The sequence below is a fragment of the Aeromonas sp. EU05-FHT14A05 genome (genome assembly GCF_058791175.1).
Genome location: NZ_JBYTDH010000009.1, coordinates 160,069 through 174,324, shown reverse-complemented (window position 1 = coordinate 174,324; position 14,256 = coordinate 160,069). Strand labels below are relative to the sequence as shown.

Sequence of the window (14,256 nt, the reverse complement as noted above, 5' to 3'; positions counted from 1 at the left end):
AGAAGAGATAATAAAATGACAGCAGAATCAATAGACTGGGATCATTTATCCCGGCAGGGGCACTATTGCGCCCAGAAAATGGCCCGCTTCCTTTATCCCGATGACAGCGCCCGCAAGACCTTCAATCGCGGCAAGTTCGTGCTGCGCAGTCTGCTCTACCGGCCGCAGTTGAACCGGGTGTTCGAGCTGTTTCAGACAGAACCCCTGAGGGCCCTGCCTGCCCACTATCCCGAGCTGCTCGACAAACCGATGCGCCCCTATCGCTTCGCCTGCTCGACCGTGAACCAGCGAGTCAGGATGGTGGAGGATCACTACCGGCTGCTGCTGGCCCGTTATCCGGATCTTATCGACCCGCTCTATCTGGGGGAGGGGATCGAACTCGGCCGCTACCCCGAGGGGGGCTGTCGCCTGGTGCTGCGCCACGACGGCACCTTCCGCCGGGAGGCCGAACTGGCCCTCTCCATCGTCAACGAGCAGGGGGAGCGGCTCTACAGCTGCGCCTTCTCGCTGGCGGGCAGCGAGCATGAGCTGGCGCTGGTGATAGGCTCGGTGCAGGGGCCCGAGCCCGGTGTCGAGCAGCCCCAGGAGCAGGTACGAGCCCTGACCAAGGCGGGCCATGGCATAAGACCCAAGTCGCTGGTGGTGATGCTGGTGATGGCGTTGGCCGCTGCCATGGGGGCAAGCCGTGTCTCGGCCGTACGGATGAAGGCGCACATCTTTCAGGCCAGACGCTACAGCAAGAAGAAAAAAGCCTGCCTGCAGGCGGATTATGACGAGCTGTGGCAGGAGTTCGGTGCCCTGGATCAGGATGCCAACTTCGTGCGGTTGCAGCCCGTGGTGCGCAAGCCGCTGGAGGAGGTGGCCGCCAGGAAGCGGGCCATGTACCGGCGTCGCTACGCCTGGCTGGACGAGCTGGCGCTCAACTGTCAGCAGGTGCTTAACCGCGCGCCGGACTGATGGCAGGGGCGGGAGACGGGGGCAGCGTCAACTGCCCCGACAAACAGGCTACCCGAGGTAGCCTGTTTGCGTTGTCACTTGCCCTGTTTGGCTGCGATGGCCTGGGCCACCAGGGGATCGACGAACTGGTGGATGTCGCCACCGTGCAGGGCGACTTCCTTCACCAGGGTGGAGGAGATGAAGGAGTTCTCTTCCGCCGGGGTGAGGAAGACGCTCTCCAGCTCCGGCATCAGGCGGCGGTTCATGTTGGCCAGCTGGAATTCGTACTCGAAGTCGGAGACGGCGCGCAGGCCGCGGATCAGCACGTTGGCCTGCTGCTCCCTGGCAAAATCCACCAGCAGGCCGGAGAAACCCACCACCTTGACGTTGGGCAGATGGGCGGTCACCTGCTGAGCCAGCAGGACGCGCTCCGCCAGATCGAACAGCGGCCGCTTGCTCGGGCTGTTGGCGACCCCGACCACCACCTCGTCAAACAGCCTGGCGGCCCGGCCAATGAGATCGGTGTGGCCGTTGGTGATGGGGTCGAAGGTGCCGGGATAGATTACCTTGTTGGTCATGCTGCTGATTCCTGCAACCGGGAAAATTGGTCGCATTATAGGGTCTGTTGGTGGTTTGTCGCGACCGGGATGGCGCGGATTTCTGGCGCGACGCCCCAGGTTGGATCGCCCAAATCAGGGCCCCTCGGCGTCTTCGCTTGAGAATAGCCCGGCATCAGGCAAGAATAGCCGCACCGCGCATCGAGCCTCCCTGCATTGGTGACAGGGAGCAAAGGGATTTTTTATGAAACGCATTCTGGTAGTACGCAATGACAAGATTGGTGACTTCATGCTGGCCTGGCCGAGTTTTGCCATGCTCAAGCGCTCCATGGAGTGTCATGTGACTGCCCTGGTTCCCGCCTACACGGCGCCGCTGGCCCGCCTCTGCCCCTGGATCGACGAGATCATCCTGGATCCGGGTGCCCGGGCCGACAAGGAACAGCAACGGGCCTTGCTGGCCCGCATCAAGGCGGCCGCCTTCGATGCCTCCATCTGCCTCTTCTCCAACACCCGTAACGCCAAGCTGGTGTGGAAGGCGCATATTCCCTACCGGCTGGCCCCGGCCACCAAGCTGGCCCAGGTGCTCTACAACCAGCGGCTGGTGCAGCGCCGTTCCCGCTCCCAGAAGCCGGAGTACGAGTACAACCTGGATCTGGTGCGCCGCTTTCTCGCCGACCAGCAACTGAGCGTGGTGGAACCCCATGGGCCCTACCTCAGCTTCGATCCCGAGAGCCTGCAACAGGTGCGCGAGCAGGTCGCCAGCCGGCTGAGGCTGGATGCGAGCCGCCCCTGGCTGATGGTGCACGCCGGCAGCGGCGGCTCGGCCAACAACCTCTCCATCGAGCAGTACTCGCGCCTCATCATCAAGCTCAACCAGGCCTGCCCGGAACTGCAGTGCGTGCTGACGGCGGGGCCCGGAGAGGAGAGCAAGGCGGAGCAGCTGGCGGCCGAGCTGCTGGCCCACGGCGGCAACGGCTGGATCTACCGCTCCGACGAGGGGCTGCCGAAGTTCTGTCAGGTGATGGCCAATGCCGCCCTGTTCGTGGCGGGCAGCACGGGACCGCTGCACATAGCAGCGGCGCTGGACGTGCCGACCATCGGCTTCTTCCCGGCACACCGCTCCGCCACGCCGCTGCGCTGGCGTCCGCTCAACAGCGAGGGGCGTCATCTGGCCTTCAGTCCGCCGGAAGACAGCGATCACCCGGAAGACATGAGCCAGCTCGATCCCAAGACCATGGCGGCGGCGATCGCCCGCTGGGCACCGCCGTTCTGGCGGGCAGAGAGCTGAGAATGCAGACAGGGCCCCTCGGGGCCCTGTCTCGTCATGGGGGTGTCGCCATGCCGGCTTACTTTGGTGCCTGGTCCGGTGCCTGGGGTTGCTGGCGGATCCAGAGGTCCGCGTACTTCGCGAAGGTGGAGTGGGCGGAGAGGATGGCCAGCAGCAGTCCCTGCTTTCCATCGAGGAAGCCAGCCTTGAGCAGGTACATCTTGAGGAAGCAGCCGATGGCGTGCACCAGTCCCTGACCGAGGGAGCCCTTCTTGCCGCGGGCGGTGCGCTGATCGGCCCAGGCCCTGGCGTAGCCGGCGGATTTCACCAGATAGTGCTCCAGATCCCGGTAGGTGAAGTGCAGCAGGTCGCCGTGCAGGTTGACGATCTTCATGTTGGCGCGCACCTCCACCTTCTCGTGCACCAGGGCCTCGTTGTAGCCGGTGAGCGCCCTGGGGTAGAGGCGCAGCACCCGATCCGGGTACCAGCCGCTGTGGCGGATGAAGCGGCCGAACACCCAGGAGAGGCGGGGGATGGAGTAGATGGTGTCGCCGGCCGGATTGGCCATGACCCCCTTGATGGCCTCCCTGAGCTCGGGGGTGAGCCGCTCGTCCGCATCCAGCCACAGCACCCACTCCGACTGGACATGGGACTGGGCGAGGCGGCGCTGGCGACCGAAGCCAGGCCAGGCCGTGTTGACGAAGAAGCGGGCGCCGAATTCGGCGGCGATGGCGGGGGTCTCATCCTGACTGCCGGAGTCCAGGATGACGATTTCGTCCACCAGGCCATCGAGGGAGGCGAGGCAGGCGCGCAGGTTGTCGGCTTCGTTCTTGACGATCAGGACGGCCGCCAGGGTCGGTTTTTTCACGGGTTCTGGACTCTTGTTGGCGCCCGGCGGGCGGGTCATGCTCGGATTGGCGCCCATTCTAGCCTAAAACCCCGGCGGGGGCATGGGGCCGCTGGCCATGTCGAGCCGCTTTCGATGGGGGACAGGGCGCCGGTGCTGACAAGAGGGAGTATCCACTTCCCGCAGCGCGGTCTTTAAGGCATCTTGCGCATCAGGCAGGTATCTTCTGTTATTTCTTCGGCCTTTCTTGGGGCATAATCTCGCCCAGTAACGATTAACAGCCGGGCCAGTCCCGAGAGAAGACGCGCGATGAAGATATTGGTGATCGGCCCCTCCTGGGTCGGCGACATGGTGATGTCCCAGAGCCTCTACAAGGCACTCAAGGCCAACCACCCGGGCAGCGAGCTGCATGTGATGGCTCCGGCCTGGTGCGTGGCCCTGCTTGAGCGGATGCCCGAGGTGGACAAGGCCATCCCCATGCCGCTCGGCCACGGCGACTTCAAGCTGGGGGCCCGCCGCCGGCTCGGCAAGCAGCTGGCTGCCGAAAAGTACGATCAGGCGATCATCCAGCCCAACTCCATGAAGTCGGCGCTCATCCCCTGGTTTGCCAGGATCCCGGTGCGTACCGGCTGGAAGGGGGAGCACCGCTTCGGCCTGCTCAACGACATGCGCAGCAACAAGCAGGCCTTCCCGCTGATGGTGGAAGCCTATCTGGCGCTGGCCTACCCCAAGGCGCAGATGAAGAGCCGGAGCGACATTCCGTCCATTCCCCATCCGTCCCTGCACGTGGATCTCGTCAACCAGGGCAAGGCGCTGGAGCGGCTCGGCCTGAATCGCGCCCGCCCCGTGCTGGTGCTCTGCCCCGGGGCCGAGTTCGGCCCGGCCAAGCGCTGGCCCGAGGGGCACTACGCCGTGGTGGCCCAGAGGCATCTGGATGAAGGCTGGCAGGTGTGGATCTTCGGCTCCGGCAAGGATGTGGAGGTGGCGAACACCATACGGGACCGGATCAACCCCCTGTCCCGCCCCAACTGCCACGTGCTGGCGGGCAAGACCAGCCTGCACGAGGCGATCGATCTGATGGCCCTGGCCGGTCGGGTCATCGCCAACGATTCGGGCCTGATGCACGTCGCCGCCGCCCTCAACCGGCCGCTGATCGGTGTCTACGGCTCCACCTCGCCGCTCTACACGCCGCCGCTGGCGGACAGGGTGGAGATAGTGCACACCGACATCGAATGCCGCCCCTGCTTCAAGCGCACCTGCAAGTTTGGCCACCTCAAGTGCCTGATCGAGCTGATGCCGGAGCAGGTCATCGAGGCGGGCAAGCGACTGGAGCGCAGCGAGTCGGAAGATCTGGTGATCGCGCTGCAGCCGGTGGCGGGCCCCGCGACCGGCGGCGAAGGCCAGTAGCATGATCTATCGGCTGCTCTACAACCTGCTGATCCACCTGGGCCTGCCGCTGGCGCTGCTGGCGCTCTACAAGCCCAAAAAAGGCAAGCCCGGCTTCGGCAAGCGCTGGGCCGAGCACCTGGGACGGGCACCTGCCACCGGGCAGGAGGCGCCGCTCTGGATCCATGCGGTGAGCGTGGGGGAGACGCTGGCCATCAGCCCCTTCATCCGCGCCCTCAAGGCGGAGCAGCCCTCCTTGCCCATACTGCTCACCACCACCACCCGCACCGGCGCCGAGCAGGCGGCCAAGCTCGGAGATCTGGTGGTGCACCGCTATGCGCCCCTGGACTACCCCTGGGCCATCTCGGCGTTTCTGGCCACCTTCAAGCCCCGCGCCCTCTGGGTGATGGAGACAGAGCTGTGGCCGAACTGGCTGGCAGCCTGCGAGGCGCGCCACCTGCCGGTGACCATCCTCAATGCCCGCCTCTCCGAGCGATCCTGCCAGCGCTATGCCCGCTTCCAGGGCGCCTTCGATGCTCTCAGTCGCCCGCTGACTCACCTGCTGTGCCAGCACCAGGACGACGCGGATCGCTTCCATCGTCTGGGGATCGGCCGCGAGCGGCTGGCGGTGACCGGCTCCATCAAGTTCGACATCCAGTTTGGCGACGAGGTGCAGGCCCGGGGCCGCGCCCTGCGCCAGCAGCTTGGACAGGCGCGGCCGGTCTGGATCGCCGCCAGCACCCATCAGGGAGAGGACGAGCAGGTGCTGGCCGCCTTCGATAGGGTGCTCAAGGTACATCCGTCTGCCTTGCTTATTCTGGTGCCGCGCCACCCCGAGCGCTTTGCCCGGGTGGCCGAGCTGTGCGCCCCCTACGGCTGCGTGCGGCGCACGGCGGGCAGTGCGGTCGGCGAGAGCGACAAAATCTACCTGGGCGACACCATGGGCGAGTTGCCGCTGATGCTGGCGGCCGCCGATCTGGCCTTCGTCGGCGGCAGCCTGGTGAAGATTGGTGGCCACAACCTGCTGGAGCCGGCGGCGCTCGGCAAACCCTGCCTGACCGGCCCCGCCTACTTCAATTTCAGCGACATCACCCGCCAGCTGGTGGTTCAGGGGGGGGCCGCCGTGGTGGCGGACGCCGATGCCCTGGGCGACAAGGTGAATACACTGCTCGGCGATGCGGGCGCTCGCCGCCAGATGGGGGAGCAGGCCCGTGCCGTGGTGCTGCGCAACCAGGGGGCGCTGGCGCGCACCCTGTCCCACTGCCTCGCAGCGCTGGAAAACGACTAACGCGGGTGGCCCTGGTGGCCACCCCGTGCCTTATCCTGCACCCGCCTGTTGTCCCGCCTCCTCCCGGGGCAGGGGCAAACGCCGCAGGCAATCCGGCCTGCTTTCCTTTATGCTCTGCCCTTTGCCCTGACCCTGTGATGCCCCGATGAACCGCGCTCCCCTGCTGTTGATGATACTGGTCACCCTGCTGGCCGCCGCTGGCTGGCTCTTCTCGAAAGAGGCTATTCGCGAACTGCCCACCGCCGCCTTTATCGGCAGCCGTTTCCTGCTGGCCGCCCTGCTGCTGTTGCCACTGGCCTGGCTGCGCGAGCCGCCCCCCAGCCGTTCGCAACTGCTGCGCGCCGCCGGCTGCGGCACCCTGCTCGGGGCCAGCCTGCTGTTCTGGGTCACCGCCATCAGCCAGAGCGATGCCCTGGGCAGCGGCGCCTTCATCATGAGCGTGGCCACCCTGATGGCGCCGCTTGCCGCCTGGGCGGCGTTCAAGGCCAGACCCGGCCGCCACTACTGGCTGACCCTGCCCGTCGCCGTGGCCGGCCTGCTGCTGCTCTCCAGCAGCACCCACTGGGGCGTGTCGCTCTCACTGTTCTGGTTTCTGGCGGCGGCCGCGACCCTGGGGGTACAGCTCGCGGTGCACCGCCACTTCGCCCAGTCCATTCCCCCCACCTGGCTCACCTGCATCCAGCTGGCGGTGACCGGGCTGCTCGGCACCCTGCTCTCCCTGCTGACCGAGCAGTGGCCCGCCGACATCAGCTCTGGCATCTGGGGCTGGTTTGCCGCCAGCGTCCTGATCGCCACCACATTGCGCTACTGGCTGCTCACCCATGCCCTGAGCCGGATGACCACGGCCCATGCGGCCCTGCTGATGCTGCTGGAACCCGTCTGGACCCTGATCCTGAGCACCCTCTTCTATGACGAGCCGCTGGGCGGCGCCAAGCTGGCCGGCGCCGGGCTGGTGCTGGGTGCCCTGGTGCTCTACCAGCTCCCCCTGCTGCTGCGCAGCCACAAGCTGAAGTCACCAGTCTGAGCCTGAACCGGCGACGAGCGTGCATGGTTCGGAAAAACGAGAGGGTCTGCATGGCAGACCCTCTCTGCTTGATGGCGAGGGCCAGGCTGGCGTCGCCATAAGCCATGCCGTTGATCACACTGGGGATATGACATAAAAAAGCCCCCGGGTGGCGGGGGCTGGTGCATCGGCGAGGGGGATCACTCGATGTTTTGAATTTGCTCGCGCATCTGCTCGATGAGGACCTTCAACTCGACGGCGGACTGGGTCACCTCGGCGTTGATGGACTTTGAGCCCAGGGTGTTCGACTCGCGGTTGAACTCCTGCATCATGAAGTCGAGACGACGGCCGCAGGCGCCCCCCTTCTTCATGATCTTGATGGTCTCGCTGATGTGCATCTCCAGGCGATCCAGCTCTTCGGCCACGTCGATCTTCTGGGCCAGCAGCACGATCTCCTGCTCGATGCGGGCGGGATCCAGCTCCACCTTGGCCTCGGCCAGGCGGTCGGTGAGCTTCTGGCGCTGCCACTCGATGATCTGCGGCAGGTGCACCCGCACCTTCTTCACTTCCACCTGGATGCCGTCCAGACGCTGCTCGATCAGCGCCTTGAGGTTGGCTCCTTCGCTGGCGCGGGAGGCGAGGAACTCTTCCATGGTCAGATCGAAACCGCCGAGCAGTTCGGTGGCGACCGCGTCCATGTCCTGCTCGGCGGCAGCCATGACACCCGGCCAGCGCAGCACGTCCACCGGGTTGAGCTGGCCCTGGCCCGCCTCTTTCATTACCCAGTTGGCGCTGTCGATGATGAGTTTGGCCAGCTCTTCATTGATATGGAGCTGGCTGGCGGCGGCTTGCGCTGCCTCGAACCTCAGGTTGCACTCCACCTTGCCGCGCTGCAGCTTGGCACGGAAACGCTCACGCAGGACAGGCTCCAGGCTGCGCAGCTGCTCCGGCAGGCGGATGTAGGTTTCCAGATAGCGCTGGTTGACCGAACGAATTTCCCAAACGGCTGTGCCCCAGTCGCCCTTGAATTCCTTGCGGGCGTAGGCGGTCATGCTGTGAATCATTGATTGTTCCGGGCTTGATGAAGTGTGCGGCCAGTATACTCAGCCAGGCTTGCCCCGTCAGCCGATGCCGTGGTTTTAGCGGCTGATATTTGAGTCACGATGGCTTATACTCCTGCGCCAATTCAGCCAGCCCAGAGGTCAGTCCCATGTCCCGTCCCAGCGATCGCAGTGCCGCGCAAGTGCGCCCGGTTACCATCACCCGCAACTTCACCAAGCATGCGGAAGGATCTGTGCTGGTGGAGTTCGGCCACACCCGCGTATTGTGCACCGCCAGCGTCGACACCAGCGTGCCGCGCTTCCTGAAAGGCAAGGGGCAGGGCTGGGTCACCGCCGAGTACGGCATGCTGCCGCGCTCCACCCATTCGCGCATGAACCGCGAGGCGGCTGCCGGCAAGCAGAGCGGCCGCACCCTGGAGATCTCCCGGCTGATCGCCCGCTCCCTGCGCGCCGCGGTGGACCTGACCGCGCTGGGCGAGCACTCCATCACGGTGGACTGTGACGTGCTGCAGGCCGACGGCGGCACCCGCACCGCCGCCATCACTGGCGCCTGCGTGGCTCTGGTGGACGCGCTGAACTGGATGGTGGAGAAGGGCATGCTCAAGCAGAGCCCGCTCAAGCAGATGATAGCGGCGGTCTCCGTCGGCATGTATCAGGGCGAAGCCATCTGCGATCTGGAGTATGTGGAAGACTCCGCCGCCGAGACCGACATGAACGTGGTGATGACCGAAGACGGCCGCATCATAGAGGTGCAGGGCACCGCCGAGGCCGAGCCCTTCACCCACGAGGAGCTGCTGGCGATGCTGGCGCTGGCCAAGGGCGGCATCGACGACATCATAGCGCTGCAGAAGCAGGCGCTCTCTTGAATTTCTGATTTGAAAAACGCGGCATTGACCGCGTTTTTTTATACCCCCACACCCGTCAACGACAAGCCAAGCAAGGAGCCAGAATGAAAGCCTACCAGCGTCAATTTATCGAGTTCGCCCTGGAGAAACAGGTTCTCAAATTCGGTGAGTTCACCCTGAAATCCGGCCGCAAGAGCCCCTACTTCTTCAACGCCGGCCTGTTCAACAGCGGCCGCGATCTGGCCCGCCTCGGCCGCTTCTATGCCGCCGCCCTGATGGATGCCGGCATCGAATTCGACGTGCTGTTTGGTCCGGCCTACAAGGGGATCCCCATCGCCTCCGCCACTGCGGTGCAACTGGTGGAGCAGCACGACGTGGACGTGCCCTGGTGCTTCAACCGCAAGGAGGCCAAGGATCACGGCGAGGGCGGCAATCTGGTGGGCAGCCCGCTCAAGGGGCGCATCATGCTGGTGGACGACGTCATCACCGCCGGGACCGCCATCCGCGAATCCATGGATCTGATCCAGGCCAACGGTGCCTCCCTGGCCGGGGTGCTGATCGCCCTGGATCGCCAGGAGAAGGGCAAGGGTGAGCTCTCCGCCATTCAGGAGGTGGAGCGCGACTACGGTGCCCACATCATAGCCATCATCCAGATGAGCGACCTCATCGCCTATCTGGAAGAGAAGCAGGCAGAGCAGCCCGCGCTGGCCGAGCAACTGGCGGCCATGAAGGCCTATCGCGCCCAGTACGGCATCTGACGACCTCTCCTGCCATCATGGCGTCGCCCCTGGCTCGGGGTGGCGCCATTTTTTTTGAAAAAGTGAGTGTGGTGGCTTGAGCTTACCCTTGCAGTAAAGGTTAGGGTTTAGTCATCGGCAGCCAGTTTGGCCGATGAGTTCCGAGGAGGAACAACATGACTACCCAGACTCAAGATCCCATCCATCTGCAGTTGCCGCTCAGCGGCATGAGCTGCGCCAACTGTGCCAGCCGCATCAGCACCGCCCTCAACCAGCTTGACGGGGTGCAGGCCAGCGTCAACTTCGCGCTGGAGCAGGCGGCCATCGAGCTTGCCAGCAGCGATCGCCTGCCCGCTGTGCTGGACAGCATAGCCGCGCAGGGCTACGGCTATGGCAGCGAATCCGTGTCGTTTCAAATCAGCGGCATGACCTGCGCGGGTTGTTCGGCGCGTCTCAACAAGATGCTGACTGCGTTGCCCGGCGTGCTCTCGGCCGAGGTGAATTTTTCCCTCGAGCAGGCCCGCATCGAGCTGGTGCCGGGGATGCAGACCCCAGCCTCGTTGCGCGAGCATATAGAAGCCCTTGGCTTCGGTGCCCAGCTGGCGCAGGGCTCTGCCAGTGCTCGCCGTCAACAGTTGCAGGCGCGTGAGGAACAGGAAGCTGCCGCCGCCCGTCATGCGCTGAATCAGGTCGTCATCTCGGCCCTGCTGACCCTGCCGCTGCTGGTGGGCATGGTCGCCATGGCCGGCCTGCTGCCCTGGCATCTGCCCGCCTGGCTGGAGCTGGTGCTCGCCACCCCGGTGCAGTTCTGGATCGGTGCCCGCTTCTATCGCGGCGCCTGGCTCGCATTGCGCAACAGGGCAGCCAATATGGATGTGCTGGTGGCGACCGGCACCAGCGCCGCCTACTTCTACAGCCTCTATCTGCTGCTGACCCTGGGGATGGCCGCCAGCGGCCAGCTCTATTTCGAGGCGAGCGCCATCATCATTACCCTGATTTCACTCGGGAAACTGCTGGAGGCCCGCGCCCGGCGCAGCACCCAGTCCGCCATTCGCGAGCTGATGGCGTTGCGGCCGGACACCGCCACCGTCTGGCGCGGCGAGGCCTGGCAGAGCGTCGCCATCGACGAGGTGCTGCGTGGCGACAGGCTGCGGGTGCTGGTGGGGGAGCGGGTGCCGGTGGACGGCAAGATCCTGAGCGGTGAGAGCGAGCTGGATGAATCCATTCTCACCGGTGAGAGCCTGCCTGTACCGCGTGCGCTGGGGGATGCCGTGCTGGGTGGCGCCATCAACCGCTCCGGTGTGCTGGAGATAGAGGCCACGACCGTGGGGGAAGACTCCAGCCTCAGCAAGATCATCGCCCTGGTGGAGCGTGCCCAGATGGGCAAGGCGCCGCTGCAGCAGCTGGTGGACAAGGTCTCCGCCATCTTCGTGCCCGTGGTCATGGCCATCGCCCTGTTCACTCTGCTGGCCTGGTATGCCTACAGCAACGACTTCGGTCAGGCGCTGCTCGCCGCCGTCGCCGTGCTGGTGATAGCCTGTCCCTGCGCCCTAGGGCTGGCGACCCCGGCCGCCATCGTCACCGGCACCGGGGTGGCGGCTCGCCACGGCATTCTGATCAAGGATGTGGATACCCTGCAGAAGGCCCACGCCATCAAGGCGCTCATCTTCGACAAGACAGGCACCCTCACCCAGGGCAAACCTGTGCTGGCGAGCTGGAGCGGCACCGACGAACAGTTGCGCCTCGCCGCCGCCCTGCAGCAGGCGAGCGAGCACCCGCTGGCGCTGGCGATGCGCGAGGCGGTCGGCAAAGAGGTCGTGCTGCCCCAGCCCGAGGCGGTGGAGGTACGGGTCGGTGCGGGCATCCTCGGCAAGGTGGCGGGCCATTCGGTCGCCATCGGCAATGGCTCTTTGCTGGCCCAGCTCGGTATTGAACCACCACAACAGGATGAACAACCCGCCGACGGCGCGACCCGGGTCTGGGTCGCCATCGACGGCATGGCGGTGGCGATCGCCGCCCTGGCCGATACCCTGAGACCCGAGAGCCCCGAGGCCATCGCCACCCTGCGTCAGCGCGGCATCGCCAGCTGGCTGGTGAGCGGCGACGCCCCGGCACCGGTGGCCCATATCGCCGCCAAGCTGGGGCTGGACGGCGCCTTCGACTCCGTGCTGCCCGCCGGCAAGGTGGAGAAAGTAGAGGCGTTGCGCGCCCGTACCCAGGGCCTGGTGGCCATGGTGGGGGACGGGGTGAACGACGCCCCGGCACTGGCGGCGGCGGACGTGGGGATCGCCATGGGCTCAGGCTCGGACGTGGCCATGGAAACCGCCTCCATCACCCTCATGCGATCCGACCCGCGCCTGGTGGCCGATGCCATCGACATCTCGGCGGCCACCTGGCGCACCATACAGCAGAACCTGTTCTGGGCCTTCGTGTTCAACATCATCGGCATTCCGCTGGCGGCGCTGGGCTACCTCAGCCCCGAGCTGGCGGGGGCAGCCATGGCCCTGAGCAGCATCACGGTATTGAGCAATTCCCTGTTACTGAAACGCTGGCAGCCCAGGGCGGGCAGCCAGCGCCAATCTGAATCGAAGAGGAGTCATCCATGAACATCAGCAAGGTTGCCAAGGCCACTGGGCTGTCCGCCAAGACCATCCGCTACTACGAGAGCATCGGCCTCATCTCGGCGCCGGTGCGCAGTGACAACGGCTATCGCAGCTACACAGACGGTGCCCTGCGGGAGCTGCGCTTCGTCAAGCGGGCGCGGGAGACCGGCTTCAACCTGGAGGAGTGTCAGGAGCTGCTGGCGCTCTACCGGGACGAGCACAGGACCAGCGCCCAGGTGAAGAAGCTGGCGCAGGAGAAGATCGTCGATCTGCGGGCCCGCATTGCCGGTCTGCAGGCCATGCTCAGCTCCCTGGAGGAGGTGGTGGGGTGCTGCCACGGAGACGCGAATCCCCAGTGCCCCATACTCGACGAGCTCGAGAAGGGGTGAGGGGGTTGCCGGGCGGGCGCGAGCAGGCTGGAGTGTTCCGGGATCCTGCCGGCGTGGCACGGCGAGCCAGGGGCTGAGTGGCTGCTTAATAGCGGGCGATTGATTGTTGAGCAGGAAAAGGGAGTGTTAGACTGTGCGGCTCTTGTACAGGGAGTACCCAGTTGACCCAGAGTGTGAATCACCAGGTGTGGCGGGCCATCATGGTCCAGCTCTATACCCACGCCTCCTTCAGCCTGCCTTGTCTGGCGCTGCTGGCGATCAGCTGGAGCCTGCTGTTCCACGACTACCTGCCCGCCAGGGAGGCGCTCGGCTGGCTTGGCCTGGTCTTCCTGCTGCTGCTGGGACGCTGGTGGCACCTGCGCTGGCGTCAGCCCCGGCTGGCAGAGCTGCCGCTGCCGGTGCTGGAGCGGGAGCTCTTCATCGGGGTGACCATCACCTCCATCATCTGGGCCCTCGGCGTGCTGCTCTACATGGACAGGCTGCCGGACACCTACCGCGCCGCCATGTTGATGCTCACCAGCCTGATCCTCACCGGCAGCGCCATCATGCTGTTCGGCAGTCGCCGCACCCTCTACGGCGCCGTGCTGCCCCTCGGGTTTGCCATGCTGTTCGAGCTCAGCGGCGGCAACGAGCAGGAGCGGATCGTCTCCTGCATGCTGGCGGGTTACCTGTTCGTGTTTCTGCCGACCCTGCTGCGCCGGTTGCGCCGGGATCAGGTGGCCTCCCTCTACCACAGTTTTTCCAACGCCGAACTGGTGGCCGAACTCAAGGCGGTCTCCGAGCATCTCAAGCTCACCTCCCGCCTGGACGGCCTGACCGGCATCGCCAACCGGGCTCACCTGGACGACACCCTGGCGCGGGCCTGGCGCCGCTGTCACCGGGCCAGGGCGCCCCTCTCCCTGGTGCTGGTGGATGTGGACTACTTCAAGCAGTTCAACGATCACTATGGCCATCAGCTGGGGGACCAGTGCCTGCAGCAGGTGGCGAGCCTGCTGGCCGAGGTGTTGCGGCGGGAAGACGATCTGGCCGCCCGCTACGGCGGGGAGGAGTTCGCCCTGCTGCTGCCCTGCACCACCTTGCAGGGGGCCATGCAGATCGCCGAGCAGGTGCGCACGGCCCTGCGCACCCTTGGCATTCCCCACCACAAGTCCCGGGTATCCGGCCGGGTCAGCTGCAGCTTCGGGGTCGCGACCCTGGTGCCGGATCAGCACCACTCCATCGCCGAGCTCATCCAAAAAGCGGATGCGGCCCTCTATCAGGCCAAGCATAATGGCCGGGATCGTATCGAAGTAGCCTTGATGGGTAAGGTTGCCTGAGTTTCACATGACAGATTAAAG

At 65.5% G+C, this 14,256-nt stretch carries 13 protein-coding genes; 10 read left to right on the top strand and 3 right to left on the bottom strand.

Going from position 1 to position 14,256, the window contains the following annotated elements; all coding sequences use genetic code 11:
* The first annotated feature begins 78 nt into the window (after nt 1-78).
* The gene (locus AC3WR3_RS14310; RefSeq protein WP_492292172.1) at nt 79-957 is read left to right on the top strand and encodes a VirK/YbjX family protein; all 879 of its coding nucleotides are present in this window, start codon (nt 79-81) and stop codon (nt 955-957) included.
* 74 nt (nt 958-1,031) lie between these two features.
* Here the strand turns inward: AC3WR3_RS14310 and coaD are convergent, their stop codons facing one another.
* Nucleotides 1,032-1,514 (bottom strand): pantetheine-phosphate adenylyltransferase, encoded by a 483-nt coding sequence (gene coaD, locus AC3WR3_RS14305; protein ID WP_139744767.1) that lies wholly within the window; start codon nt 1,512-1,514, stop codon nt 1,032-1,034.
* Between the two features lie 223 nt (nt 1,515-1,737).
* On the opposite strand from coaD, the gene AC3WR3_RS14300 reads away from it, so the two are divergent.
* Nucleotides 1,738-2,781, top strand: coding sequence for a glycosyltransferase family 9 protein (locus AC3WR3_RS14300; RefSeq protein ID WP_454009104.1), 1,044 nt, complete (start codon nt 1,738-1,740; stop codon nt 2,779-2,781).
* A 58-nt stretch (nt 2,782-2,839) separates the two neighbouring features.
* Here AC3WR3_RS14300 and AC3WR3_RS14295 read toward each other — a convergent pair whose 3' ends face one another.
* Nucleotides 2,840-3,628, bottom strand: a complete 789-nt coding sequence (locus AC3WR3_RS14295; protein WP_265437240.1) for a glycosyltransferase family 2 protein — start codon at nt 3,626-3,628, stop codon at nt 2,840-2,842.
* A gap of 288 nt (nt 3,629-3,916) precedes the next feature.
* Between AC3WR3_RS14295 and waaF the strand changes: the two genes are divergently transcribed.
* The 3 genes from waaF (at nt 3,917) to AC3WR3_RS14280 (ending at nt 7,305) form a co-directional block, all read left to right on the top strand.
* Nucleotides 3,917-5,014, top strand: coding sequence for a lipopolysaccharide heptosyltransferase II (waaF, locus tag AC3WR3_RS14290; RefSeq protein ID WP_492292162.1), 1,098 nt, complete (start codon nt 3,917-3,919; stop codon nt 5,012-5,014).
* A gap of 1 nt (nt 5,015) precedes the next feature.
* A complete protein-coding gene (waaA, locus tag AC3WR3_RS14285; RefSeq protein WP_492292161.1) occupies nt 5,016-6,281 on the top strand; it encodes a lipid IV(A) 3-deoxy-D-manno-octulosonic acid transferase in 1,266 nt (421 codons plus the stop codon).
* A gap of 145 nt (nt 6,282-6,426) precedes the next feature.
* Nucleotides 6,427-7,305, top strand: a complete 879-nt coding sequence (locus tag AC3WR3_RS14280) for a DMT family transporter (protein ID WP_492292160.1) — start codon at nt 6,427-6,429, stop codon at nt 7,303-7,305.
* 179 nt (nt 7,306-7,484) lie between these two features.
* On the opposite strand, the gene AC3WR3_RS14275 is transcribed toward AC3WR3_RS14280, so the two are convergent.
* The gene (locus AC3WR3_RS14275; RefSeq protein WP_492292159.1) at nt 7,485-8,348 is read right to left on the bottom strand and encodes a YicC/YloC family endoribonuclease; all 864 of its coding nucleotides are present in this window, start codon (nt 8,346-8,348) and stop codon (nt 7,485-7,487) included.
* A 146-nt stretch (nt 8,349-8,494) separates the two neighbouring features.
* On the opposite strand from AC3WR3_RS14275, the gene rph reads away from it, so the two are divergent.
* The 5 genes from rph to AC3WR3_RS14250 all read left to right on the top strand — a co-directional run bounded on the left by rph (nt 8,495) and on the right by AC3WR3_RS14250 (nt 14,235).
* Nucleotides 8,495-9,211 (top strand): ribonuclease PH, encoded by a 717-nt coding sequence (rph, locus tag AC3WR3_RS14270; RefSeq protein WP_025328763.1) that lies wholly within the window; start codon nt 8,495-8,497, stop codon nt 9,209-9,211.
* Between the two features lie 83 nt (nt 9,212-9,294).
* Nucleotides 9,295-9,948: an orotate phosphoribosyltransferase gene (gene pyrE, locus AC3WR3_RS14265; RefSeq protein WP_043128766.1), complete on the top strand. Its 654-nt coding sequence runs from the start codon at nt 9,295-9,297 to the stop codon at nt 9,946-9,948.
* 155 nt (nt 9,949-10,103) lie between these two features.
* Nucleotides 10,104-12,533 (top strand): heavy metal translocating P-type ATPase, encoded by a 2,430-nt coding sequence (locus AC3WR3_RS14260; RefSeq protein WP_492292158.1) that lies wholly within the window; start codon nt 10,104-10,106, stop codon nt 12,531-12,533.
* Nucleotides 12,530-12,919: a Cu(I)-responsive transcriptional regulator gene (cueR, locus tag AC3WR3_RS14255; RefSeq protein ID WP_005323722.1), complete on the top strand. Its 390-nt coding sequence runs from the start codon at nt 12,530-12,532 to the stop codon at nt 12,917-12,919. Before AC3WR3_RS14260 ends, cueR begins: the two co-directional genes overlap by 4 nt.
* A 161-nt stretch (nt 12,920-13,080) precedes the next feature.
* A complete protein-coding gene (locus AC3WR3_RS14250; protein WP_492292157.1) occupies nt 13,081-14,235 on the top strand; it encodes a GGDEF domain-containing protein in 1,155 nt (384 codons plus the stop codon).
* The last annotated feature ends 21 nt before the right edge of the window (nt 14,236-14,256 follow it).